This is a genomic window from Chryseobacterium sp., from assembly GCF_029240215.1.
Lineage (GTDB): Bacteria > Bacteroidota > Bacteroidia > Flavobacteriales > Weeksellaceae > Chryseobacterium.
The window spans coordinates 326,508-350,905 of the sequence record NZ_JARBTK010000004.1; the positions used below are offsets into that span (position 1 = coordinate 326,508).

General features: G+C 33.5%; 25 protein-coding genes and 1 tRNA gene. 6 read left to right on the plus strand and 20 right to left on the minus strand.

The window, feature by feature from the left end; genetic code table 11:
- The first annotated feature begins 1 nt into the window (after position 1).
- Complete coding sequence (ligD, locus tag K0R77_RS11110) at positions 2-1,915, plus strand: DNA ligase D (RefSeq protein ID WP_300352226.1); 1,914 nt, start codon at positions 2-4, stop codon at positions 1,913-1,915.
- A gap of 216 nt (positions 1,916-2,131) precedes the next feature.
- Entirely contained in the window at positions 2,132-2,479 is a 348-nt protein-coding gene (locus tag K0R77_RS11115) for a hypothetical protein (protein WP_300352227.1), read from the plus strand.
- Here the strand turns inward: K0R77_RS11115 and K0R77_RS11120 are convergent, their stop codons facing one another.
- The 5 genes from K0R77_RS11120 to K0R77_RS11140 all read right to left on the minus strand — a co-directional run bounded on the left by K0R77_RS11120 (position 2,480) and on the right by K0R77_RS11140 (position 6,889).
- Entirely contained in the window at positions 2,480-3,214 is a 735-nt protein-coding gene (locus K0R77_RS11120; RefSeq protein WP_300352228.1) for an SDR family NAD(P)-dependent oxidoreductase, read from the minus strand. It lies immediately after the preceding gene.
- 124 nt (positions 3,215-3,338) lie between these two features.
- The gene (locus K0R77_RS11125) at positions 3,339-4,889 is read right to left on the minus strand and encodes a hypothetical protein (protein ID WP_300352229.1); all 1,551 of its coding nucleotides are present in this window, start codon (positions 4,887-4,889) and stop codon (positions 3,339-3,341) included.
- A gap of 215 nt (positions 4,890-5,104) precedes the next feature.
- Positions 5,105-5,464 (minus strand): preprotein translocase subunit YajC, encoded by a 360-nt coding sequence (yajC, locus tag K0R77_RS11130; RefSeq protein WP_300352230.1) that lies wholly within the window; start codon positions 5,462-5,464, stop codon positions 5,105-5,107.
- 1 nt (position 5,465) lies between these two features.
- A complete protein-coding gene (locus tag K0R77_RS11135; protein ID WP_300352231.1) occupies positions 5,466-5,972 on the minus strand; it encodes a DUF1573 domain-containing protein in 507 nt (168 codons plus the stop codon).
- Between the two features lie 11 nt (positions 5,973-5,983).
- A complete protein-coding gene (locus K0R77_RS11140; RefSeq protein WP_300352232.1) occupies positions 5,984-6,889 on the minus strand; it encodes a transcription antitermination protein NusB in 906 nt (301 codons plus the stop codon).
- A gap of 90 nt (positions 6,890-6,979) precedes the next feature.
- Here K0R77_RS11140 and K0R77_RS11145 point away from each other — a divergent pair, with 90 nt between their 5' ends.
- Positions 6,980-8,641 (plus strand): ABC transporter ATP-binding protein, encoded by a 1,662-nt coding sequence (locus tag K0R77_RS11145; RefSeq protein ID WP_300352233.1) that lies wholly within the window; start codon positions 6,980-6,982, stop codon positions 8,639-8,641.
- A 99-nt stretch (positions 8,642-8,740) separates the two neighbouring features.
- Positions 8,741-9,076, plus strand: coding sequence for a DUF3276 family protein (locus tag K0R77_RS11150; protein ID WP_029295477.1), 336 nt, complete (start codon positions 8,741-8,743; stop codon positions 9,074-9,076).
- 98 nt (positions 9,077-9,174) lie between these two features.
- Here K0R77_RS11150 and K0R77_RS11155 read toward each other — a convergent pair.
- The 11 genes from K0R77_RS11155 to K0R77_RS11205 form a co-directional block, all read right to left on the minus strand.
- Positions 9,175-9,251: transfer RNA gene (locus tag K0R77_RS11155), tRNA-His, on the minus strand.
- A 37-nt stretch (positions 9,252-9,288) separates the two neighbouring features.
- A complete protein-coding gene (gene bshB1, locus K0R77_RS11160; RefSeq protein WP_300352236.1) occupies positions 9,289-10,008 on the minus strand; it encodes a bacillithiol biosynthesis deacetylase BshB1 in 720 nt (239 codons plus the stop codon).
- Between the two features lie 82 nt (positions 10,009-10,090).
- Positions 10,091-11,740 carry a tetratricopeptide repeat protein gene (locus K0R77_RS11165; protein WP_300352238.1) on the minus strand — a complete coding sequence of 550 codons (1,650 nt, stop codon included), beginning with the start codon at positions 11,738-11,740 and terminating at the stop codon, positions 10,091-10,093.
- Between the two features lie 91 nt (positions 11,741-11,831).
- The gene (locus K0R77_RS11170; RefSeq protein WP_300352240.1) at positions 11,832-12,701 is read right to left on the minus strand and encodes a PstS family phosphate ABC transporter substrate-binding protein; all 870 of its coding nucleotides are present in this window, start codon (positions 12,699-12,701) and stop codon (positions 11,832-11,834) included.
- A complete protein-coding gene (locus K0R77_RS11175; protein ID WP_367182736.1) occupies positions 12,694-12,891 on the minus strand; it encodes a C4-dicarboxylate ABC transporter in 198 nt (65 codons plus the stop codon). Before K0R77_RS11175 ends, K0R77_RS11170 begins: the two co-directional genes overlap by 8 nt.
- Before the next feature lie 72 nt (positions 12,892-12,963).
- Positions 12,964-13,806, minus strand: a complete 843-nt coding sequence (locus K0R77_RS11180) for an energy transducer TonB (RefSeq protein WP_300352242.1) — start codon at positions 13,804-13,806, stop codon at positions 12,964-12,966.
- Between the two features lie 24 nt (positions 13,807-13,830).
- Positions 13,831-14,400 (minus strand): biopolymer transporter ExbD, encoded by a 570-nt coding sequence (locus tag K0R77_RS11185; protein WP_300352243.1) that lies wholly within the window; start codon positions 14,398-14,400, stop codon positions 13,831-13,833.
- 12 nt (positions 14,401-14,412) lie between these two features.
- A complete protein-coding gene (locus tag K0R77_RS11190; RefSeq protein ID WP_300352245.1) occupies positions 14,413-15,021 on the minus strand; it encodes a biopolymer transporter ExbD in 609 nt (202 codons plus the stop codon).
- A 60-nt stretch (positions 15,022-15,081) separates the two neighbouring features.
- Positions 15,082-15,945, minus strand: coding sequence for a MotA/TolQ/ExbB proton channel family protein (locus K0R77_RS11195; protein ID WP_047445039.1), 864 nt, complete (start codon positions 15,943-15,945; stop codon positions 15,082-15,084).
- A 239-nt stretch (positions 15,946-16,184) separates the two neighbouring features.
- Positions 16,185-18,998: a leucine--tRNA ligase gene (leuS, locus tag K0R77_RS11200; RefSeq protein ID WP_300352247.1), complete on the minus strand. Its 2,814-nt coding sequence runs from the start codon at positions 18,996-18,998 to the stop codon at positions 16,185-16,187.
- Between the two features lie 182 nt (positions 18,999-19,180).
- Positions 19,181-19,654: a lipocalin family protein gene (locus K0R77_RS11205; protein ID WP_300352249.1), complete on the minus strand. Its 474-nt coding sequence runs from the start codon at positions 19,652-19,654 to the stop codon at positions 19,181-19,183.
- A 146-nt stretch (positions 19,655-19,800) separates the two neighbouring features.
- Here K0R77_RS11205 and K0R77_RS11210 point away from each other — a divergent pair, with 146 nt between their 5' ends.
- Complete coding sequence (locus K0R77_RS11210) at positions 19,801-20,553, plus strand: glycosyltransferase family 2 protein (protein WP_300352250.1); 753 nt, start codon at positions 19,801-19,803, stop codon at positions 20,551-20,553.
- Entirely contained in the window at positions 20,553-21,179 is a 627-nt protein-coding gene (locus tag K0R77_RS11215; protein ID WP_300352252.1) for a deoxyuridine 5'-triphosphate nucleotidohydrolase, read from the plus strand. Before K0R77_RS11210 ends, K0R77_RS11215 begins: the two co-directional genes overlap by 1 nt.
- Here the strand turns inward: K0R77_RS11215 and K0R77_RS11220 are convergent.
- From K0R77_RS11220 to K0R77_RS11235, 4 genes are all read right to left on the minus strand, one after another.
- Positions 21,171-22,409, minus strand: coding sequence for a glycosyltransferase N-terminal domain-containing protein (locus K0R77_RS11220; RefSeq protein WP_300352253.1), 1,239 nt, complete (start codon positions 22,407-22,409; stop codon positions 21,171-21,173). The two genes, K0R77_RS11215 and K0R77_RS11220, sit on opposite strands and share 9 nt — an antisense overlap.
- Positions 22,410-22,411: 2 nt before the next feature.
- Positions 22,412-22,882, minus strand: a complete 471-nt coding sequence (locus K0R77_RS11225) for a DUF1648 domain-containing protein (protein ID WP_300352254.1) — start codon at positions 22,880-22,882, stop codon at positions 22,412-22,414.
- A 2-nt stretch (positions 22,883-22,884) separates the two neighbouring features.
- Entirely contained in the window at positions 22,885-23,601 is a 717-nt protein-coding gene (locus K0R77_RS11230; protein WP_300352256.1) for a C40 family peptidase, read from the minus strand.
- An 86-nt stretch (positions 23,602-23,687) separates the two neighbouring features.
- The gene (locus tag K0R77_RS11235; protein ID WP_300352257.1) at positions 23,688-24,335 is read right to left on the minus strand and encodes an O-methyltransferase; all 648 of its coding nucleotides are present in this window, start codon (positions 24,333-24,335) and stop codon (positions 23,688-23,690) included.
- Positions 24,336-24,398: the final 63 nt, after the last annotated feature.

Sequence of the window (24,398 nt, forward strand, 5' to 3'; positions counted from 1 at the left end):
TTTGATTGACGAAAAAAAATTAGAGAATTTTATTAAACCAATGCTTGCCAAATCTTTTGAAAAAGCATTTGATAATGAAGACTGGATTTTTGAAATAAAATGGGACGGTTATCGTGCAGTTGCCGATCTCAGTAAAGACGAACCACTTTTCTATTCCAGAAATGGTATTTCTTTTTTGTCAAACTTCAATAAAGTTTCGCTAGATTTTAAAAATCAAAAGCATACAATGATCCTTGATGGAGAAATTGTAGCTTATGATGAAAACGGAAGACCAAACTTTCAACTACTTCAGCAAGTAGGTGACAATCCTGATTTAGCTTTGACATTTCAGGTTTTCGATTTGCTTTGGCTCAATGGTCATTCTACAGAAGAAATCCCTCTAATTCAGCGAAAAGAACTTTTAAAAGAAGCCTTGATTGAAACCGATGTCATCAAATATTGTGACCATATTCCTGAAAAAGGCATCGAATTTTTTAATCAAATGAAAAAAATGGAGCTGGAAGGAATGATTGCCAAAAAAGCAGACAGTTTATATATTGAAAATAGCAGAAATTCGGATTGGCTGAAAATAAAATTCACCAATACTGAAGAAGTTATTATCTGTGGATTTACAGAACCACGTGGTTCCCGGGAAGGGTTCGGAGCTTTAATTTTAGGGAAATATATTGACGGAAAATTGATTTATTCCGGACACACAGGAACAGGTTTTAATAAAGAATCATTGAATCTGCTTTATGAAAGATTAAAAAAATTAATCCTAAAAACCTCTCCGTTTGAAATAACTCCTAAAACCAATGCGCCTGTAACCTGGATTAAACCTGAATTAGTCTGCGAAATTAAATATTCCGAAATTACCAAAGACGGAATCTTCCGGCATCCTGTCTTTGTTGCGATCCGTGAAGATAAAAATCCCGAAGAAATCGCAGATTCAACGAATAAAATGAGTCAAATTAATGAAAAACCAAAAGAAATGAAAGCCAAGACACCTTCAAAAAAAACTTCAACTTCCGAAAAAGAAAAGGAAATCACACTGAATAAACATAAAGTAAAATTAACCAATCAGGATAAAATTTATTTCTCAAAAGATGACATTACAAAAGGTGATGTGATCGAATATTATCAATCTGTTGCCAATTATATTTTACCGCATTTGAAAAACCGTCCATTGTCATTAAACCGTTTCCCTAATGGAATTGAAGAGCAAAGTTTTTATCAAAAAGATGCAAGTGACAATATTCCCGATTGGATAAAAACAACAGAAGTTTATTCGGAATCTACTGATAAAAACATCGATTATGTTTATTGTAATGACAAAGCCACTTTGGCTTATCTCAATAATTTAGGCTGCATCGATTTCAATCCCTGGAACAGTTCGCTTCCTGATTTGGAGCATCCTGATTTTATGGTTTTAGACCTTGATCCTTCGAAAAAAAATAATTTTGATGATGTAATTGAGACGGCTTTACAGGTGAATGAGGTCTTAAAATCTATTAAAATTAAAGGGTATTGTAAAACTTCCGGAAGTACAGGAATTCACATTTACATTCCGATGGGTGGGAAATATGATTTTGACCAAGTGAAAGATTTTGCCCATATTTTGATGAAACAGGTTAATGAAAAGCTTCCGAAAATCACGACTTTAGAAAGAAGTCTACAGAAAAGAGACAACAAAAAAATCTATCTCGATTATTTGCAAAACAGAACCGGACAAACGTTGGCGAGCGCCTATAGTTTAAGACCAAAAGAAGGAGCTTCTGTATCCATGCCATTGGAATGGGAAGAATTGAAGCCCGGTTTGAAACCGACTGATTTTAATATTCATAATGCCTTGGAAAGAATTAAAGAAAAAGGTGATTTGTTTAAACCTGTTTTGGGTAAGGGAATTGATATGATGAAGGCGTTGGAATTGTTGTAGAATGAGTAATTTTTGATATTTTTGCTCAAATAACTATTAATGGAAAACTCACTAAAAGTTTTAATAAACTTTGATGAAAATATTACGCGAAATCAGCTTAAGAATTACTATTTCTATTCTTGGAAGAAAAAATTGCCAACCATATTAAAATACTTTGTGTTTATTATTTTTTTTCTAATAATTATAGATACTCTCTTTAAACCAGAAAGAAGCAGAGTGGATTTTCTACAGTTTCTTGGAATTTTCATACCTATTATCAGTATTTTATATATTGTCATATACTTTTTTAATAAAGCAAATTATATTTCTAAGATCAATACATATATCGAGGATTTCAAAAAATTTAACACGACAATAGAACTGTATTTTGATGAGGCATCATTCTATATTAAAAGTGAACAGTTTGACCTCAGAAGTATCTGGAAAAATGTTTCTTATGATGTCTCGAATGAAACCATTTATATAAAGATTGAAATTGGTAACCCTTTTACCTATATTGTGGAGAAGAAAGAAACAGATCAGTATCACAATATTTTAGAGTTTTTGAAAAGAAAATCAAAATAGTTACGGAAGTTTCGCCACCAGACTTTCCGGCAGAATTTTCAGAATTAAATAAATAATCTTCCATTTAAAATTCGGGACAATCTTGAAAGAATTTCCGGCATTCACAATATGTTTTGCAACATAATCAGGTTCCATAATTAAAGATTCATTCAATTGTAATCCTTCATTAATTTTTGTTCTGATATAACCGATTACTAAAGCATTAACCTTAATATTTCGTGAAGCTAATTCCTGTCTTAAACCTGCTAAATACGTTGTAAAAGCTGCTTTTGTGCTCCCATAAACAAAGTTGCTCTTTCTACCTCGAACGCCCGAAAGTGAGGATAATCCGATGATTCTTTCTAAATTTTTATTGCTCTCATCCATTGCAATGATATTCAAAATAGAAACGGCTCCCATATAATTGGTAACCATCATTTGTTGAGCTCCTTTGAAATCTCTCAAAGCCTTTTCATTATCAACTAAAAATCCGGCTGCGTAAACTACAATATGAGGTTTTGTTAAAAGTTCGTTATAAAATTTCTGGTGAGAATTAAAGTCTTCTGCATCAAAACTCAAAACCATAATTTTTGATGTGTCTAAATTATTTTTCTGAATAAAAGTCTCTAGAGATTCTGTATTTCTGGAAGCTGCAATAATAGAAAATCCTTTTTCTAAATATTGCAAAATACATTGTTTCGCAACATCTGAATTGGCACCTAAAATGAGAACGGTTTTGTTTGTGTTTTGATTCATCAGGTAAAGATATTTTTTAAACACAAATTTTACAAATATTTTCACGATAACACGAATTCTTAACGATTATAACTGAATGAGATGACATCATAAAAAGCGAAATAATCCTGACTATAATTTAGTTTTATAAAGACACTTTCAAAATTTGTTTTTTCGTTCCTCTTCTTCCAATGAAGAAAATAGAATCTCCTGAAAGAACGCCATTTGAAACCATAAACGGAACTTCATTGTCTTTATCATCTAAAATTTCCTGATAATCAAAATCTCCGTTTTGGTTGACTCTGATCATGTTAAGATTTGATCTCTTGGTGCTGGTTTGCCCAAACTGGATTCTGTCGTTGCTTAGTTTTCTTACTTTTTCACCTGTATTGATGAAAAAATAGGCATCGTTACCAACAGCAGTTGAAGTATAAGAAATATAAGATTCATCTCCGTCGGTTTTTTGTCTTTTGTTGATATTTCTTGCCCAGACAATTTCGCCATTCGGGTTGATTCTTGCACTCACGATATCGTCATAATGATAAATTGTACGTGTATAACCTCCTCCATATGGATTCGAAAAATAATTTGAAGTAATATAAAACTCTTCTGCATTGAAAATAATATCTCCTTTTTGATCTGTAATTATTTTTCTGAATGAAATGTTTTTCAACTCTTTATCTTTGTCTTTTCCGTATTTGTCAACCATAAATTGCTCTGTAAACGGATTGTATTTTACCTTTTTGATTTCTAAAGTTGTGGGATTAAGCTCAAAATAACAAATACCTTTAAATCTGTAATCTCTTCTGTCAGAATAAAAACCAAGGCAAACCAAACGGTCTTCATAAACAATAGTTTTTAAGGATGCCGCAAAATGTTCATCAGAGTCAAAAACTTGTGTTTTTTCGTTTTCACTCGTTATACTTGTTAATTCATATTGATATTTTCCGCCTTCTTTTTTCTTCTTTTTCTCGTCAGTATATACTTTCCCAAGAATGTAAATTGTTTTTCCGTCTTTGGAAACATCTATATTTTCATAAACGAATTTTCTGTCTTTCATTTCTCTTTTAAAAGTATGATCAATATTTTTCTGAAGCGATTTATCAAAAATAAACATACGATGTGTTTCAGCATTTTTATCTTTAATGTCTACCGTCACCGCAAATGCTGTACGATTTTCGTTGACAATCATGCTTGCACCCGAATCACCATCAAAAACTCCTGAATTAAAAAAAACAAATTGCTTTATTTCATCACTATTTACCCGGAATAATTCAGTTTTTTTAAAATTAAAATCGTCTACATTTGATGACATCGCAGAACAGATATAGGCTTTTTGGTCTTTTTCATATATAAAGTCGATGATATTTACCTTATCACCATCCATGATTACACCCAAAACAGAACTCTGTCTTACCGCTTTCGAATATTTTATTTCATATTCAAATTCTTTTATCAGCTTTAGATTAGAATCATAATGTTCAAAATAGTAACCTGATCCAGATGAAAATACTCCACCCACATAAGAGCGGACAATTACTACTCCATCTTTTCCGTCATCTTCCACAAGAACGATTGATGAATGCTTGTATTCATCTTTGAAAACATCGCTTTTTTTAATTTGAAATTGAATTCCCTGCGCAAAAGAAATAATGTTTAGTAAGATAAAAGCAAAGCAGAATAGAGTTTTTTTCATGGTTTTGTTAGTTTTTTTAATTTCAGTCTGTAAAGATATTTTTTTATGTTTAAGTTCAACCATATTTTCACAGATAAAACCAATTTTATTATCATGAAATAAAGCTAAAAAAAGTTTAAAATGTCGATATTTTCAGAATGACATTATCAAAAAAGAATCGGCGCGGTGACCTTTGGTCACCGCGCCGATTCGCAATATGATTTTAAAACTGGAAACTACTTCTTTTCAGTTTCTATTACTTCTTTTTTATCTGTAGTCTTTGTAGCTTTATCTCCGAAACGAGCATCTGTAAATTCTCTTGAGATGGCAGCTTTTTCAAATTTAAGCTTTCCTGAAAGCGTTTCAATTACTACTCCATCCTCCTGGATTTGAGCAATTCTACCATGAAGACCAGAAGTAAGCACTACTCTGCTTCCCACTTTAAGCTCTTCCTGAAATTTTTTCTCCTGCTTCTGTTTTCTCATCTGAGGTCTGATCATCAGGAAATAAAACCCGACAAACATCACACCCATCATGATAAGCATCATTGGAGAAGATCCTCCAGCTGGTGCGGCTTGTAAAAATACTGTTAACATATTATTTAGGTTGAATGTTCGCATTGAACGTTAACTTAATAGGAGATTTTTCAACATTTGCATAAACATCTGCAAATTTCTGAACGGCTCCGTCAAAACTTGATGAATCAAAGCTCAAAGTAATTTTTCCTTTTTTACCCGGCAAAATTGGGTCTTTTGTAAATTCCGGAGCAGTACATCCGCATCCTGGCTTCACTTCAGAAATTACTAAAGGATTTTTCCCTGTGTTGGTTACTTCATATACGTGATTTACTTTATCACCTTTTTTGATCGTGCCAAAATCAAAATTACTTTCTGACAAAGCAACTGTTGTTAGTGGCTGATTAGAAGCTACAGGTGTAGCAGTTTCTCCTGCAACAGAAGTATGTGTCTTGTGAGGTAAAGAATCACCCGACAATGTATTTGCTATTGTTTCTGAGTTTTGAAGTTCTTTGTTTTCTTCTTTTTTACAAGAAACCAAACCAAAGCCTATGATAGACAAAGCGATAATTGATAACGACTTTTTCATTTTTATTTTGTTTATATTCTGTTTAAATCTTTACAATATTTATCTAAAATCCCGTTAATGAATATATTTGAACGATCTGTAGCAAATACTTTTGCAATCTCAATATATTCATTGATAATGACTCTTGAAGGTGTAAAAGGAAAATTATCTAGTTCAGAAATAGCTGTTGTCAGGATGACTTTATCCATCAATGCCACTCTTTCCAAATCCCAGTTTTCTAATCTCTCAGAAAGCTTTTTCTCATTTACTTCCCAATTATTTAACGTATCCCTCAACAGTTTGCCGGCAAAGCTTTTATCTTCTTCATCTTTAATCATTTTAATTAAAGTTCGGCTTTCTTCATTTTCTTTGATGAAACCAATAGTTTTCTGAACCATCGAGTTTGCAATGTGAATATCATCTGCCCAAGTCAACTCTCTGTCGCTTACATAATCATGAAAGTCTTCATTCTCTGCAACATATCTCAAAAATAATTTCCCAATAAATTTCTGATCATCATCAAAAGAATATCCATCTTCTTTCATAAAATCCTGATAACGTTTCCCTGAAGTCATTCTTTGGAATGTTCTTACCAAGAAATCATCATGCAAATCCCATTTCAAATCAGCATGCTGCCCGGAGAAGAAAAGTCTTTCAGGGTTTTCTTCTAATTTTATTAATACTTGATTATTAATAAATTTTTGATTGGGGTTGATTTCAGAATCAGTTTTAATGTATTTATTCTTACCAATTTCCATCTGGTTTTCTGCTAAATTTTTCAGCGATACCAAAAAGTTGATTTCAAGAATATAGAGATTATAGATTTTCTCTATTCCATAGAACATGTTTTTCTCTAAAACATCAAATTTTATTGGATTTTGGTAGTAAGAATACACACTTTCTACTACTTTTTCACGGATTTGTCTTCTTCCTAACATTCAAAGAGCTTTTTATGGGTGCAAAGATACAAAATTTAAAATTTATGAAATTCCTAGTCTGACTCTATTTTTGTAAATTTGCAAAAGTTTATGAAAGCTTTAAAAACTCTGAACCCTTACTTTTGGAAGCACAAAATATTATTGTTTTGGGGGTTACTCTTCATCATTGCCAGCAATTTTTTCAATATATATAAAGTACAGTTTGTAGGAAAATCTGTAGATGAACTTACAAAAACAGGAAGTCTAGGCTTCAACAAACAAGTGCTTATTTATGTAGCTATTATTGTAGGCTGCTCGCTTCTTACAGGATTTTTCACCTTTATGATGAGACAAACCATTATTGTGGCATCAAGAAGGATAGAATATGAACTTAAAAATAAAATCTACAGACATTACCAGGATTTATCTTTAACAGATTATAAAACGACTACAACGGGAGATTTAATGAATCGTCTGAGTGAGGACGTTGTAGCAGTAAGAATGTATCTTGGTCCCGGTGTGATGTATGTGGTGAACTTATTAGTTTTATTGACAATCACCTGTATTTATATGTTGAAAACAGATGTATCGATGACTGTCTGGACTTTATTTCCATTACCTATTCTTTCGTACATCATTTTCAAAGTCAGTTCGATCATCAATAAAAAGTCAAAAATCATGCAGAAAAGTCAGTCTGCAATTTCCACTTTTGTACAGGACAGCTTTTCCGGAATTCGTGTCGTTAAATTTTTTGCTAAAGAAAATTATATTAAAAAAAACTATGGCGCAAAGGTCACAGATTATCAGGACAAAGCTTTAGACTTGGCAAAAACTGAAGCCTATTTTTTTACTATTATTTTATTTGTAATCGGATTATTGAATGTTGCCATTATTTTAATCGGCGGACAAAAATATATTGCAGGAGAATTAACGGTAGGCAAAATTGCAGATTTCTTTATGTATATTAATATTCTGATCTGGCCTTTTTCTATGGTTGGTTGGGTAACTTCGGTTAATCAGAGGGCGGAAGCTTCTATGCAGAGAATCAATGAATTCATGGATAAAAAATCTGAAGTGGTTAACAAAAACTTTGAAAATTATCCGATCAAAGGAGATATCGAATTTAGAAATGTATCGTATGTTTACCCTAATACAGGAATTAAGGCTTTAGAAAATTTAAGTTTTAAAATTGATGCAGGACAATCTTTAGCCATAATGGGTAAAACCGGAAGCGGAAAATCGACCATAGCCCTACTTTTATGCAGATTGATTGATCCGACAGAAGGAGAAATTTTAATTGATGGGAAAAATCTGAAAGATCATAATCTCGATAATTACAGAAATTTTATCGGTTATATTCCACAGGAAAGTTACCTGTTTTCAGATTCTATTGAGCATAATATTGGCTTTTCAATCGACAATCCTTCCCACGAAAAAGTGGTAGAATATTCTAAAATAGCAGACGTTCACAAAAACATTGTAGAATTCAAAGAAGGCTATAAAACAATGGTCGGAGAACGTGGAGTAATGCTTTCAGGAGGACAGAAACAGCGAATTTGTATTGCAAGAGCATTAATAAAAGATCCTAATATTATCATTTTTGACGATTCTCTATCAGCTTTAGATACGGAAACCGAACAGAATATTCTGAAAAATATAGATACAAAAATTCATAACGCAACTTCCATAATTATCACTCATAGAGAGTCTAGTGCTCAACGTGCAGATAAAATCATTAATCTTACTGAAATTACCAATTTTATACCCGCTTAGCTGTTTCTTTCGTAATTGTTAAATAAATCATAAAAAAAATTTTGTGATTAAAAGAAATATTTTATATTTGTTCTTAACAAGATTAAAAAATATCTAATAATGAGTGAATACAAGGAACGCCATGAGAATGAAATTTTCACGAAGGTGTTAAAAGCAGGAAGAAGAACGTATTTCTTTGATGTGCGCGAGACGAAAGCAGGAGATTATTATCTTACAATTACCGAAAGCAAAAAGAATTTCGGGGAGAATGGGGAGGCTACATTCGAAAAGCATAAAATTTACCTTTATAAAGAAGATTTTAAAAGCTTTCAGGAAATGTTTAATGAATCTACAGATTTTATCATTAATGAAAAAGGTGAAGATGTAATATCTGAAAAACATGATAAAGATTTCAAAAGCAGAACTTACACTATTGATTCTGACGACGAAGTTTAAATCAAAAAAACTAACCTATTATATAAAAAAATCAAGCATCTTTTCAGATGCTTTTTTAGAATAAAAAAACACATTTTCAAAAGAAAATGTGTTTTTTATGGGGTGAATGAGGGGTCTCGAACCCCCGACCTCCGGAACCACAATCCGGCGCTCTAACCAACTGAGCTACAATCACCGTTTTTGGTGGTGCAAATATAGGATATATTTTTTAATTACAAAACAATTCCGTCAAAATTTTTCATTGCAATCAGCTTCTCAGTCGTAAATCCCTCAGCATAAATGACTCCTGATAACCTACCTAAATCCTGAGCACGATAAGTCAGGCTTTCATAAAAGTCTTTTGAAGTGATTGGAGTTTCCGGCTCTGTAGATTTCGGATCGTAAAATTGTGTTTTAAAAGCCATACAAGCTTCCAATTTCTTATTAAGATGTTCTGATATATCAATTACAAATTCCGGCTTAATATCTTTCCACTGTATATAATGGAAAATTTGCTTTGGTCTCCACACTTCCTGATTTTCTCCATCAACAATTGTTTCTATCTTTCTTAAACCAGCTAAAAAGCACGCATCTGAAACTAATTTCGCTGCTTTTGCGTGATCCGGATGCCTGTCATCAATTGCATTCGCTAACACGATTTCCGGACGGTATTTACGGATCATTTTTACTATTTCCAATTGATACGCTTCAGAATTAACAAGAAAACCATCTTTCATTCCCAAATTTTCTCTGGCAGAAACTCCTAAAATCTTTGCAGATTCGGTTGCCTCTTTATGTCTTATCTCATCAGTTCCGCGAGTTCCAAGTTCACCTCTAGTAAGATCAATAATTACACAGGTTTTACCCTCTGAAATTAATTTGGCAATTGTTCCGCCACAACCTAATTCAACATCATCCGGATGTGCACCAAAAGCAAGTATGTCTGTTTTCATAGTTTCAAATATAAGATTTAAAATAAAAACTTCCCAAACATTGAGAATGGGAAGTTTTAATATGTATAATTTAAAAATTAAATTATTTGTTGATCTCTGTATTTAATTTTACAGCATCCTGATAAGTAGGATCTAACTGTAAAGATTTAGCAACATAATCTTTTGCTTTTGCTACATCAGAATCTTTAGATAAATATGCAACCGCAAAGTAAGCATAAGCTAAAGTCTGCTTGTTAGCTTCTACTTCTGCAGGTTTTACTGTAGTGATATATTTTTCATAAGCAATCTTTGCAGCATCGTTATTTGTAGCCTGCTGGTATGCATATCCTAAACTGTAGTACGCAGGAGCCCAGTCCGGTAAAAGCGTACTCATTTTCTGCCACGTTAAGATGGCACCGTTCCAGTTTTTAACATCCTGATAAGCTGTTGCCAATTTGTACAAAGCATCAGAATCCTGAGCATTTGCAGCAACCTGTTTTTTCAATGCTTCAATTTGAGGATTAGTTGGTCCTGCATCTACAGCTGATTGAGAAGCTCCACCGCCAGCAATTTTTACAAGTTCCATATCCCACTTCATCGTTTCATCTTTTGCCGCTTTAGCAATTGCTACTTTTTGCTGAGCTTCAGTCATTAAAGCTGTTTTTTTCGCAGCATCAGTTTCTGTTTTTGCCAAACCTGCAGCAATAAGACCTTGCAAACCTTGATCTGCAGGCTGCACTCTCGATTTCTCGGCTTGAGAAACAAAAGTGTCCATGTTTTGTTTTGCTTCTGCATATTGTCCGTCTGCATAGTTTACATATGCTCTCAATTTGAATTTAATAGGATCATTAATTTTATCAAAAATCTTATCTAAAATCAATTTTGAGTTGGCATAATCTTCATTGGTAAAATACAATTTAGCAATCTCCAACTGAGTATAAGGATCTTCATCAGCATATTTTGTATAATTAATCAAATCCTGAGTTGCTTTTGCATTTTCCTGGTATTTGATGTTATAAGCCGCTAACGCTTTGTACGCAGGCGCATATGTTGGATCTGTAGAAATTGCCTTCTCAATACTTGTTTTAGCTTGTTGCCATTGTTGAGCTGCCATCCAAAGTGTTCCGATTCTTGTATAAACCGAAGCTTTGTTTTTGGCTAAAGGTAAAGCTTTGTCGTACGCAGACATTGCATCACCAGGAATCCTCTTTAATCTGTAAGCATCTCCTAAAGTATAGTAATAATTTGCAGGAACTTCTTTCTTAGCTGCCCTTTCGATTGCTTTATTCAAAAACTGAATTGCTAAATCAGGAGAGTTATTTTTTTCAAACAATGTCAAAGCTTCTGCTGCTCTGAAAAGAACTTCAGCATCTTTTTCTCTTGAATCTGTAACTATTTTCTGAATTTCAGCAATAGCACTTTTATCACCTTTACCTAATTTAACCGTAGCTAAACCAAGTTTATTTAAATAACTTTTGTTGTCTGCAGCAAGACCTTTATTAAAATTTTCAGTTGCCTGAGCAAAGTCCGGCTCAGATTGTCTTAAATAAGTATTTCCTAAATAGAAATAATTTTCTGCTTTTGGCTCTTTAGCAATCATCTGAGTGAAATTGTTTTTTGCCTGAGCAAATTTATCACTGTCGATGCTGTTGATACCGTCTTGTAATGTTTGTGCAATCGTAAAATTGCTAAAAAATACAACCGCTGCTCCAAAAGCAATCTTCTTTACATTCATAATCATTATATCTTTCATTATATATTTTCTAAATTGAACTATTATCAACCCACAATTTTCAGACCAAAATAAACGAATTAAATTGGTAATCAGATGAATTTAATATTATTTAACGCATCTGAACTTCTCGTCTGTAAATATTATACGGCTGTAAGCCCTCTTTTTGCACAATTATTTGTCCTAACTGTGTGCATGAGTATCTTATAAAACCGCTGGCAATGTTAAAATTCCCTTCATTTGTTAAAAAGTATAACACTCTGGTAAAAGGATATTTCATTTCGCGTAAACCTTCAAAATCTGGAGAATACAATTTTCCACCAGTCTCAACCGGAAGGATCTTGATGAACTCTCTCAATTTTTCCGCATTTTTATCATAAGGTCTGCTGATTGTATTTAGGCCCACTACCCCTATTTTGTCCGGATATTTATTTAATTCCTCAATAACATTTGTACTTCCGGGAATAATAGAATATTTTAAATCCTTTGGAAGTTTTTTAAGTTTTTGTGCCACAAAATTTAAATTACTTGAATTTGCACCGTCATAGATAAAGTTTTTATCATCCGATTGCATTCCCTGAGCAATTTCCTCCATCGTAATACTTGTTTTCGGAGAATTTTTAGGAACAACAAAAACTACAGCATCCGCTGCAAATTTTGCGGGTAAGAATTTAAGATCTGCCTGCTCCTCATAAGCTTTTACTTCTTCAGCAGAAAGTTCTTTTGACATTACAACAATTCTAGCCTTATCATTCAAAAGATCTAAGAAACCTAAATCTTCTTTTTTAGTAACTACTTTAATTTTAGTTTCAGGATAATTAATCATATATCCATCAGCCAATGCTTCAGTAACACTTTTGAAAGATTCATCCGTTAATATGGTCATATCTCCTTTGTGATAAGACGGGGATTTATCTTCTTTTTTTGAACAACTTACCGTGAGAACCAATAGTAAAAATATCAGTGATTTCAGATTATTCATGATCATCGGTATTTCTAATTTTTGAAACGGCTCTCCATATTCTGAAAACACCATACAGCATTACCAATCCGCCAAGCGGATAAGCTACAGCAGGCTCTAAAAGTGTAAAGAAGAATTTGTAAATAATTATTACAATTCCGAGAACTATATAAAACAATCCTGTGACTAAGGATAACCAATTGAACATCATATAACAAAAGTATTAAAAAAAATAAAAAGAGAAGCAATTGCTTCTCTTTTTTAATAGTATTTAAGATAAATATTAACCTTCAAAATTCATTGATACCGGGAATCTGAATCTGTAACGAACAGATTGACCGTTGATTTTTGCAGGAGTCCATTTATTTTTAATTGACTTAATGGTTCTAACCGCTTCAGAATTAAAGTCTGAATTTTTACCATTAGCTTTTACATCGGTAATAGTTCCGTCTCTTTCAACCACGAAAGTAATTTCAGTTTTAACAGCTCCTTCATCACCGTTCATCGCTGAACCGTCAAAGCTATTTTGAAATTTATTTCTGAAAGCATTGATTCCTCCAGGGAATTCTGCGGTCTGCTCAACCTCACTATACACCTGAGTGTCACTCACCTGAGGTTTAACTTCAGCTGTTGAAGCCTTAGTCCCTGTAGATGGTGGCGGTGGCGGTGGTGTGTAAGCAGGAGCTTTTACCCCTTCTTGAGCAACTAATCCAGTCTGAGTTTCTAATTGCTTAGAAATCGGCGGTGGTGGAGTCTCAATTTTAGGAGCTTTCACCGGTTCCGGAACTACGTTTTGAATTACCTCAATTTTTTCTTCCTCTTTTGGAGGAGGTGGTGGAGGTGGTTCTTCTTCTTTTGGCTCTTCTATAATTTTATCTTCCTGTAAAATCTCTACTAAATCTGCTTTCACCTGAACTTCGTCAGCCGCATTCATATTTTTAATAGTAAGATAGATAAAAGGAGATAAAGCAGCCACCAGGAATAATGATGTACCGATGATAAAAGACTTCGTCAGTAATCTAGGATACTGAGTTCTGATATCATACGCACCATAACTTTTATTTCTATTTTCAAATACAATCTCGTCTAACGAAAGATTTTGACTGTATACATTTTCATCTGCCATTGTAATTCAAATTTAATGGTTAAATTACTTTGTTGCAGGAGCAGCACCAGCTGGATTTCCTACTTTTCTATCATAAATAGCTTTTTCCCAAGGCTTAAGATCAGTAACACCATACTGCTCACTTTTGGTAATAGCCATTTCGTCAAGAATATCTACAAAGTTCTTATACACTGCATCGTCAGTCGGTTTGATAATCACTGTAAATTTAGTTCTATCAGCCGCACTATTCTTTGCTTGCTCTATGATCTTTCTGATTCCTTCTCTATCAAAAGTAGTTTCGTTAAGATTTTGATCAGTTAAAGATGTATTATCTTGCTGATGCCAAAAAATCTTATTGTCTTTACCTAATAATAATGAAATTGAATTTGAAAGTTTAATCTCAGTTGGAGGTGGTTTCGGAGTATTTTCTTTCGGTTTTGCCGGAAGACCCAAATCCATAACATTCGGTTTAGAGAATGTGGTTGTGAACATAAAGAAGGTAATCAATAGAAAACCCAAGTCCACCATTGGAGTCATATCAACTCTGGTACTCTGTTTCTTGGAACGTACCTTGCCGCCTTTGGCGCCTTTTTCCTGTACTTGTACTTCTGCCATTTCTAAATGATATTATTCATTAGGTTTACCTTCTTGTGACGTTATCAACCAAAATTTAAGAAAATCGATATCTCTTAAACCCTCAAATAAACTTTTAACTTTAGGATACTCCGTCGTAACGTCACCTTTGATTGCTAACTTGTAATCAGGATTAACGCTTAAACTTTGCTCTACCCAGTCAACTAATTGTTTATTAGTACTATCCATAGGAATCCCTGTAGGACTCTTAAAACTTTTCTGCGCATCTTCCGGCAAATCCAAATAGCTTTTCAGCTGGTTCATAGGAACCCCAATTGCCTGAACTCTTTGAAATGCAGCTTTTTGCTTATTATCAAAAGCAACACCGTACTTTTGTCCCATTTTATCTAAAAGCTGTACTCTTTCTGATGCATTATCCACAGGTTGGAAATAAAATTTTCCGTCCGGAGTGGCATTGATAGTCATTAAACTAGCATCAGGAAGTAATTTTTCTGAGATTGAAGATGGCGGTTTGATCTGCTCCACGTCAGGTTTCTTAAACTGAGTGGTCAATATAAAGAACGTAAGTAGAAGGAATGCAACGTCACACATTGCCGTCATATCCGTAACTACCCCATGTCTTTTTGGTTTGACTCTCGCCATTATATTATTTATTTTTAATTAAACTTCTTTTTACAATGCAAATATCTTGCTACAAAATTCTTAGTTGAATTCTGCGAAAGACTGCTGGATGCTCATTGCGATCTCGTCGATCTTGTAAGTCAATCCATCAATTTTTGATGTAAAGAAGTTATAAAGCATAATCGCAATTGCAGAAGTACCAATACCTAAAGCTGTATTGATCAATGCTTCAGAGATACCTGTAGAAAGTGCAGCAGCATCAGGAGTACCACCTCCAGAACCTAATGCGAAGAACGCCTTGATCATCCCGATTACTGTTCCAAGTAGTGCGATCAATGTTGCAACTGTACCTAGAGTAGAAAGAATCATCATGTTTTTCTCAAGCATTGGCATCTCAAGAGTAGTAGCCTCTTCGATAGCTTTATTAAGAGCAACCATTTTTTGTTCTTTATTTAATGTAGTATCATTTGATAAAGCCTTGTAAGTTGTAAGACCTTCTTTTACTACATTACCTACAGAACCTTCCTGTCTGTCACACTCTTCTAAAGCTTCATCAACTCTGTTTTGGTTTAGTAAGCTTCTTACTTTTACTACGAAATTATCTAAGTTACCTTTTCCAGCAGCTTTGCTAAGAATAAAATATCTTTCGAAAGAGAAAACGATTACAGTGATCATGAAAGTAATCAAGATCGGTACGATAACCCCTCCTTTGTAGATAATTCCCAAAAACGACTCTGGGTGAATGTCTTTCCCTTCAACACTTGAAAAAGCAACAGAACCACTTCCTAGTTTATCTGCATCTTTAAAATTTCCTGGGCTACCAAGAACGAATAAATAAATACAAATTCCTATAACTAATAGAATAGGAATAATTACAGCCGGATTAAGACCCCCTGCTTTTTTAGCAACTACTTGCTCATCATTTTTTGAAACATTCATTTCCATATTTAACTAAATTATATTGTTTAAAAATTTTAAAGTTGTAAAATAAAGGCAAAATTACTTAAAATGCAATAGTCTTAAATAAACATTTTGTCTTTTTTTGATAACGAAAATTTAATACGATTCCGATATTGTAATTATATCTAAAAATATTACTGATTTTTATCATTAATTGAAAATACATTAAAAAATCAAAAACATTAAGGGCTTAATTTTTTGAAATTACCAATGTTAAATTTGTTTTAAATTACAATGTTTACTATTTTTTTCGGCACTACAATAATCTTTTTAGGGGTTTTACCTTCCAAAATTTCCTTCATTTTTTCATTTTGAAGCACTAAAACTTCAACCTCTTGTGCCGAAAGTTGAGCAGAAAGAGAAATTTTAAACTTCATCTTACCATTTACACTTACCGGATAATTAATTTCGTCCTCAATTAAATATTCTTCGTTCAGTTCCGGGAACTTTTCAAATTCAATCGACCCGCTGTGACCAAGCAAATTCCATACCTCTTCACAGATGTGCGGAGCATACGGGGAAATAATAACGGCTAAAGGTTCTAAAATATTGCGTTTGTTGCATTTTATTTTCTGTAACTCGTTGACAGCGATCATAAATGAAGAAACTGACGTATTGAAAGAAAAATTTTCAATATCATAAACAACCTTCTTTATTAAAGTATGTAAAATTTTATATTCAGCTTTTGTCGGCTCTTCTTCTGAAACTTCAAAAGCATCTTCGTTGAAGTATAAATTCCAGAATTTTTTCAGGAAGCCATAAACTCCGCTTAGTCCTTGCGTGTTCCAAGGTTTAGATTGCTCCAACGGACCTAAGAACATTTCGTATAATCTTAAACCGTCTGCGCCGTATTCTTCACAGATATCGTCAGGATTTACAACATTGTATTTAGACTTAGACATTTTTTCCACTTCACGACCTGTGATGTACTTTCCGTCTTCTAAAATAAATTCTGCGTCAGCGTAATCTGGTCTCCATGCTTTGAAAGCTTCAGTATCTAATTCATCAGATGTTCCTTTTAATAGAGATACATCAACATGGATTGACTGAGTCTGATAATCTTTTGCTAAATTTTTAGAAACATATTGATTAGTCCCCCCGATTCTATACACAAACGCACTCATCCCCAAAATCATCCCCTGATTGATCAACTTCTGGAAAGGCTCATCCTGATTAATATAACCTCTGTCTTTTAAGAACATATTCCAAAAACGAGAATATAATAAGTGACCGGTTGCGTGTTCGCTTCCACCAATATACAAATCTACCTGTCCCCAATAATCCGAAAGCTCTTTATTAGCAAAGACCTCATGATTTTTCGGATCCATATATCTTAAGAAGTACCATGAGCTTCCAGCCCAACCTGGCATTGTAGATAATTCTAAAGGAAAAACAGTTTTATCATCAATTAAATCTGTAGCAACCACTTTTTGGTTTGCTTCGTCCCAAGCAAAAGTTTTTGAATTTCCTAATGGCGGATCTCCGTCTTCTGTCGGTAAATATTTTTCAACTTCAGGAAGTTCTAACGGCAATGCAGAAGTCGGCAACGTGTAAGGCATTCCATCCTTATAATAGATTGGAACTGGCTCTCCCCAATAACGCTGTCTTGAGAAAATCGCATCACGCTGTCTGTAATTTGTCGTTCCGTGACCGATTCCTTTTTTCTCAATCGCGTCTATAATTAATGCCTTTGCATTATTATAATTTAAGCCATTCAAGAAATCAGAATTTACACACACAGAATCTTTAGAATCAAAAGATTTTTCCTGAATATCTTCGTCAGTTTCTACAACTTTTTTAATTTCTAAATTAAATTTCTTTGCAAATCTGTGATCACGCTCGTCATGTGCAGGAACAGCCATTACAGCTCCTGTTCCGTAACCCATCAAAACATAATCTGAAATATAGATCGGCATTTTTTCTCCGCTAAACGGATTGATCGCATAACTTCCCGTGAAAGCACCTGAAACGTTTTTCACGTCTGCCATTCTATCACGCTCAGTTTTCTTTGAAGTTTCTTCGATATAAGTATCAACCTCAACTTTTTGCTCAGCTGTAGTAATTGTTTCCACTAAAGGATTTTCGGGAGCTAAAACCATAAAAGTCGCTCCGAAAATTGTATCAGGTCTAGTTGTGAAAACCTCAACGATCTCATCATGATTTTCAACATTAAATCTAACCTGAGCTCCCTGAGATTTTCCGATCCAGTATTCCTGTGAATCTTTCAATGGTTGAGGCCAGTCTAAAGTTTTTAAACCTTGTAATAATCTTTCAGAATATGCAGAAATACGCATGCTCCACTGCATCATTTTTTTCTGATAAACAGGAAACCCCCCTCTTTCGGATTTTCCGTCTTTTACCTCATCATTCGCAAGAACTGTTCCTAAAGCCGGACACCAGTTTACAGTCGTTTCAGCTCTGTAGGCTAAACGATAATTTAATAAAATATCTTCTTTATCAATCTCAGAAGCATTTTTCCATTCTTCTGCAGTGAAATTTAATTCATCGTTTTGATTGGCACTTAACTCTCCTGTTCCTTTTTCTTCAAAATGTCTGATCAAAGTTGAGATCGATTCTGCCTTGTCTGTATTTTTATTATACCAGGAATGGAACAATTCAATGAAAATCCATTGCGTCCATTTATAATAAGAAGCATCAGAAGTTCTCACTTCCCTGCTCCAGTCAAATGAAAAACCTATTTTTCTTAATTGTTCTTCGTATCTCGTAATGTTTTGCTCCGTTGTAATTGCCGGATGTTGCCCAGTCTGAATTGCATACTGTTCAGCAGGAAGTCCGAAGCTGTCGTAACCAACAGGATGGAGAACATTGAAACCCTGATGTCTTTTATATCTCGCATAAATATCTGACGCAATATATCCAAGAGGATGACCTACGTGAAGCCCCGCTCCTGAAGGATATGGAAACATATCGAGAACATAAAATTTCGGTTTATCTGTTTTATCGGAAGTTTTGTAGGTTTGATTGTCTTCCCAATATTTCTGCCACTTTTTTTCTATCTGCTGATGATCGTAAAACACTTTTTTATAAGATATTAGATGTTAGATTTTAGACTTTAGATTTTTTAATTCTAAATCAAGATTCACAAATTTAATGATTTTAAAAGAATTGGAAATTTAATTTTAATTAATTACAGCAATAATTCATAAAAAAATCTCATCCGAAGATGAGATTGATTGACTGTAATAAAAATTCTTAAATATTATTGAGCAATTCTCTTAAAAGTACGTGTTGTGGTTTTGTACACAGTAGGATCGGTATCATCCACAAATTTGATATTCATCGTTTCAGCATTAAGATCAACAACCTGACCTTTTTCAGAAACTACAGTTCCCTGATATTTTATTTCGAAATTCTTATCAGATTTGGTATAAACGTAAGTGAAGTTACGTTGATTGATTGTTGTACAAGCCAAAGAACTACCCACTTCGTCTTTATCTGTTCTTTTCCCGGAAGCATTTTCATTAAAAACCCATGTAGATTGCTGTTGACAGGTAGTATAAGTAATTTCATCAGAAACCCCGACACCGTCAAGATCAACCTCAGTTCTCACTTCTGCTACCGGTTTCCAGGTTCCCACGATTGGAAACTCCTGCACAGTTTCGTCGTCATCGTTACATGCGGTAGTAGCTACCATTAATGATAAACCTGCAAACAATAATGCTAATTTCTTCATAGATCAAATTTTTCAAGGCATAAAATTATGATTTTTTATTAAAACTCCATCATTTTTTTTGAATTTTGGAATCATAATTTACATTTTTTCAAAAACAGCTCTTTTAAAGACCATTTTCAAAGCCTTATATTTGCAAAAAATACTGAATGCCTGAAGTTTCGATCATAACACCCTGCTACAATTCTTCAAAATTTTTGGAAGAAACGATCAGCTCTGTACAGAATCAGACTTTTACAGATTGGGAATGGCTGATTACGGATGACAGATCGGCTGACAATTCTGTAGAAATTATTCAGAAAATCAACGATCCCAGGATAAAACTGACAATAGCAAAAAAAAATGGTGGTGCAGGACACGCAAGAAATATTTCGTTAAAAAACGCAACCGGAAGATTTATCACTTTTTTGGATGCCGACGATTTTTGGGAACCTGAATTTCTTGAAGAAATGATAGCTTTTATGAAAAAAGAAAATGCTGAGATTGCCTACTCTACTTATGCAAGATGTGATGAGAATTTAGAACCTAAAATTGAGGACTTCAAAGCAGATAAAGTTGTTACGTTTGATAATTTGTTAAAAACCTGTCGTCTTTCTTTACTTTCATCAATGTATGATTCTAAAAGAGTCGGTGTAGAATTTTTCCCAGAAGGAAGCAAACGCGAAGATCATGTAATGTGGCTCAATCTGCTTAAAAAAATTCCTGAAGGAAAACCACTTCCGAAAACTATGGCAAAATATAGAATGCATCCCACAAGTGTTTCAAGGAAAAAACAGAATATTATAAAAGATCAATATTTGGTTTATAAAGATTTCATGAAATTCTCTACAGTAAAATCTTTGTATTATACTGCAAATTGGGCTTTTAACGGATTTTTGAAATACTCTAAAATTTTTAACTAATGGAATATTCGAAAGAATTTAAAGCTGCACTGAGCAATTTCTCATCAATAGAAAAAGACCGTTTGATTTTCCGTTTGTTGAAAAAGGATAAACTTTTGTCAAAAAAACTTTATTTTGAACTGATTGATACTGAAACAACAGATCAGAAAAGATCCCAAATGGAAGAACAGATTGAAGAGAGAATTCTTCTGGCCTCAAAATACATTGGAAATCCTAAATATTTTTTGGTTCTGATCAGAAAAATAAGCGCAGAAATTACCGAGCACGTAAAAATTACAACTGATAAGTTCGGAGACATCTATCTGCAACTATTTCTTGTCAATCAAATCTTAGAAAGTAATGACAAACTTAATCACCAAAGATTTGATAATATTTACAAACTTTATATTTATCTGATCAATAAACTTCTGAAAGCCATTATTTCGATTAAAAAACTTGACGAAGATTACTGGATGGAGCTTAACGAAATATTAGAAAGCATAGAATCAAAAATTCATGAGAACAGATATCTGGAAAAACTCTGCATCAATAATAGTTTTGATTTTAATTGGTTAACGATTGATAAAATTCCTGACCATTTGGATTTGCTCGTGAAAGATATTAAAAGCCAGGGATTTCTAAAGTGATAGAATTTTATGTATAATAAGCTCTGAAGAATTCGGTTGTTCAGCCACAAACTTTCCGGCATTTTCTGACATATTTTTTAATTCTTCATCATTATTTAAAAGGTAAAGCGCAAATTCTGCAGCTTCATTTTCATGTTCAAAAGATTTTCCGCCATCAAATTTGATTAAATCATCCGCTTCCGGATTTTTCATGTAATGATTTCCGAAAATTACAGGAACGCCAAAAGCTGCTGCCTCAAGAATATTATGCAACCCGGAATCGTGAAACCCACCCCCAACAATTGCAATATCTGCATAAGAATACAGTTTTGAAAGCAAACCGATGCTGTCAATGATAAGTATTTGAGAATTCGGGAATTGAAGGGCTTGAGAATTCTTTAAATTACTATAAAGGATTGCATCTGGAAAGATTTCTTTTAAATTTTCTACTCTTTTTAAATCGTGGGGAGCAATAATTAATTTTACATCCTGATTTTTCCCAAAAATCATTTTCGCTATTTTCTCTTCAGCCTGCCACGAACTTCCAAAGACAATTGCTTTTTCATCACCTATAAACTCTTTAATAAAATCAATATGATTATCCCGGGTTTTCAGATGTTTCACCCTGTCAAATCTTGTATCACCCGTAACCGAAGCATTTGTCAAACCAATACTTTTAGCTAAAAGATAAGAATGTTGGGTCTGATGAAAAAACCAGTCAACATTTTTTTGCAACTGTTTTACAAACCATCTTCCATATGAAGTGAAGAATGATTGACTTTCATAAAATAATGCTGAAATCACAAATATTTTTACATCATTATTTTTAAGTTCGGCAAGAAGATTATACCAATAATCATACTTCACCGTAAAAAATAGTTCAATATTAATGTGAGAAATAAATTCTCTTATATTTTTCTTTGTATCAAAGGGTAAATAACAGATTGCATCGGCAATACTTTTCTTTTTAACAACATTTTCATAACCTGAAGGCGAAAAAAATGTGATCAAAATTTTATGACTTGGAAACTCATCCTTAAGCCTTTCTAAAACCGGTAAACCCTGCTCATATTCGCCTAAACTTGCCGCATGCATCCAAATAACTTTATCTGAGGCTGAAAAAGCAGATTTTATGCGATTTACAGATTCTTTTCTTCCTTCAACGCCTCTTTTAGTTTTATCATTAAACAACGAAAAAACTTTCATTCCGAAGATGAGAAGATAAATGAATATGTTGTAAAGAAAATTCAATTTTAAATTTTAGATTTTTCTGATTGACTTTCTTTTATCATTTTGAAAATATGTATGCCTACTACAATCAATAAAAGAGTTAACAAAACAAAAACTGCATTGCTCATTTCCTGCAATTTGCCTTGTGCAATAAGAATACTTTCCACAACTGTATCTGCTAATAAAAACAATATCGGAAGTAATATGCTGTATGCGAAAAGTTTCAAACTTTCTTTATTCCGGTAAGAACCGGGAACATTCAACATTGGTGAATCGGGATTTCTTGGAATACCGACAAGCAGTAAAAAGAGAAATGTTGCAATCCCCGGTAAAAACCAGATTGCCCGTTTTTCACTTTCTCCGTCTACATTTCCGTTAACCGCAAAATGAGAAGGAACCGTTTCCGGTAAACCTGCATAATTAACTCCTACGAAAACCCATATAAAAACAAGCAGGATTATATTTATTGATAAAAGTAAACTTGAAGTCTTCATTATTAGATTACATTTTTAATGACCCTTAATTTGTGTGTATGCTTATTCAATTCTTTATTGAAAATCCCTGTAGAATCCAACGTATCGATTCTCACTTTTCCTGAAGCATGAATAATCTTTTGGTTTTCAAGCATAATTCCGACGTGAATAATTTTGCCTTCAGAATTTTCAAAAAAAGCAAGATCTCCCGGTTGACTTTCTTCTACAAAACTCAAAACCTCTCCGACTTCAGCCTGTTGGTAAGTATCTCTCGGAAGCTTAATATTGTGAATTTTAAAAACCAACTGTACAAAACCAGAGCAATCGACTGCAAAAAAGCTTTTCCCACCCCATAAATAAGGAACATTCAGAAATTCTCTTGCAGTTAAGGCAATACTTTCTCTTACGTCATGGCTCCGTCTTGACGCAACAGCAGGATATTCAACTTCAGAGCCCATAGAAAGCAAAGTACGCCCATCATTGGTCATTATAGAAGCAAAATCTTCTGTAATCAAAGTAATTTTACGGCTCGTAAGATATTCATCGGCAACAGGTTTTATTTGCTTGGTGTCCATCCAACCTTCATACCCGTCGTAATGCATCTTTATTTTAGTCCAGTTTTTATTGACTTCCAAGATATCTGCACTTTCGCCAAACAATATTTCTGTAACGATTTCTGCTTTGTCAGAATTTTCTGCACGTATCGGCGCTACTGTCACAACACAAATTCCTTTATCCATTTTTTTATATTAAAAGATTGAATGATTTAAAGATTAAAAAATTAGAGGGGTGAATATTTTAATTATTTAATATTTAAATCTTTTAATTATTTCCTGCGAAGCAGATTTACTCCGTCACGCAAAGGTAAAATAAGATTTTCAAAATCGTCATCTTTCGCTGCCAAATCATTAAGTTCTTTGATGACCTGTGTAGATTTCTGTTTTGGATTTTCTTCTAAAACTTTTCCGTACCAAAGCACGTTGTCAAACATCACAACCGATCCTGATTTTGTTTTGGATTTAATTAATCTGAAATATTCTGCATAATTTTCTTTATCGGCATCAATAAAAACAAGATCAAAAACTTCGTTCGTTTCTTTCAAAAATTCTTTTGCATCCTGAATTTTAAAATGAATCTGCTCAGAAAAATTGCTTTCCGCAAAATATTTTTCCGGTAAATATGCCAAATCTTTGTTTACGTCCAAAGTTGTCAGCTTACCGTCTTTAGACAATCCTTCAGCTAAACAAAGTGCTGCATAACCTGTAAAAGTGCCAATTTCTAAAATATTCTTCGGCTGTAAAATTTTTGAAATGATAGTAAGTAATCTTCCCTGCTGATAACCGGAAATCATGTGCGGTTGTGTTGTCTTCAGGAACGTTTCTCTTCTCAGTTTCCTGAGAATTTCCGGCTCTGCAGAAGCATGATTTTCCAAATACCTGTCCATTTCAGGGTTTTCTTCTTCAAAAAAGCTCATTCTGATAATTTTAAGATTCAAATTTACTTAAATATTAATAATTTTTGAAGAAATATAATCCCC

Bases quoted from the DNA above. Each gene is read 5' to 3' on its own strand.
- K0R77_RS11120 (WP_300352228.1), bottom strand. From the start codon at position 3,214: ATGAATCAAAACACAAACAAAACCGTTCTCATTTTAGGTGCCAATTCA.
- K0R77_RS11125 (WP_300352229.1), bottom strand. From the start codon at position 4,889: ATGAAAAAAACTCTATTCTGCTTTGCTTTTATCTTACTAAACATTATT.
- yajC (WP_300352230.1), bottom strand. From the start codon at position 5,464: ATGTTAACAGTATTTTTACAAGCCGCACCAGCTGGAGGATCTTCTCCA.
- K0R77_RS11135 (WP_300352231.1), bottom strand. From the start codon at position 5,972: ATGAAAAAGTCGTTATCAATTATCGCTTTGTCTATCATAGGCTTTGGT.
- K0R77_RS11140 (WP_300352232.1), bottom strand. From the start codon at position 6,889: ATGTTAGGAAGAAGACAAATCCGTGAAAAAGTAGTAGAAAGTGTGTAT.
- K0R77_RS11145 (WP_300352233.1), top strand. From the start codon at position 6,980: ATGAAAGCTTTAAAAACTCTGAACCCTTACTTTTGGAAGCACAAAATA.
- K0R77_RS11150 (WP_029295477.1), top strand. From the start codon at position 8,741: ATGAGTGAATACAAGGAACGCCATGAGAATGAAATTTTCACGAAGGTG.
- bshB1 (WP_300352236.1), bottom strand. From the start codon at position 10,008: ATGAAAACAGACATACTTGCTTTTGGTGCACATCCGGATGATGTTGAA.
- K0R77_RS11165 (WP_300352238.1), bottom strand. From the start codon at position 11,740: ATGAAAGATATAATGATTATGAATGTAAAGAAGATTGCTTTTGGAGCA.
- K0R77_RS11170 (WP_300352240.1), bottom strand. From the start codon at position 12,701: ATGAATAATCTGAAATCACTGATATTTTTACTATTGGTTCTCACGGTA.
- K0R77_RS11175 (WP_367182736.1), bottom strand. From the start codon at position 12,891: ATGATGTTCAATTGGTTATCCTTAGTCACAGGATTGTTTTATATAGTT.
- K0R77_RS11180 (WP_300352242.1), bottom strand. From the start codon at position 13,806: ATGGCAGATGAAAATGTATACAGTCAAAATCTTTCGTTAGACGAGATT.
- K0R77_RS11185 (WP_300352243.1), bottom strand. From the start codon at position 14,400: ATGGCAGAAGTACAAGTACAGGAAAAAGGCGCCAAAGGCGGCAAGGTA.
- K0R77_RS11190 (WP_300352245.1), bottom strand. From the start codon at position 15,021: ATGGCGAGAGTCAAACCAAAAAGACATGGGGTAGTTACGGATATGACG.
- K0R77_RS11195 (WP_047445039.1), bottom strand. From the start codon at position 15,945: ATGGAAATGAATGTTTCAAAAAATGATGAGCAAGTAGTTGCTAAAAAA.
- K0R77_RS11205 (WP_300352249.1), bottom strand. From the start codon at position 19,654: ATGAAGAAATTAGCATTATTGTTTGCAGGTTTATCATTAATGGTAGCT.
- K0R77_RS11210 (WP_300352250.1), top strand. From the start codon at position 19,801: ATGCCTGAAGTTTCGATCATAACACCCTGCTACAATTCTTCAAAATTT.
- K0R77_RS11215 (WP_300352252.1), top strand. From the start codon at position 20,553: ATGGAATATTCGAAAGAATTTAAAGCTGCACTGAGCAATTTCTCATCA.
- K0R77_RS11225 (WP_300352254.1), bottom strand. From the start codon at position 22,882: ATGAAGACTTCAAGTTTACTTTTATCAATAAATATAATCCTGCTTGTT.
- K0R77_RS11230 (WP_300352256.1), bottom strand. From the start codon at position 23,601: ATGGATAAAGGAATTTGTGTTGTGACAGTAGCGCCGATACGTGCAGAA.
- K0R77_RS11235 (WP_300352257.1), bottom strand. From the start codon at position 24,335: ATGAGCTTTTTTGAAGAAGAAAACCCTGAAATGGACAGGTATTTGGAA.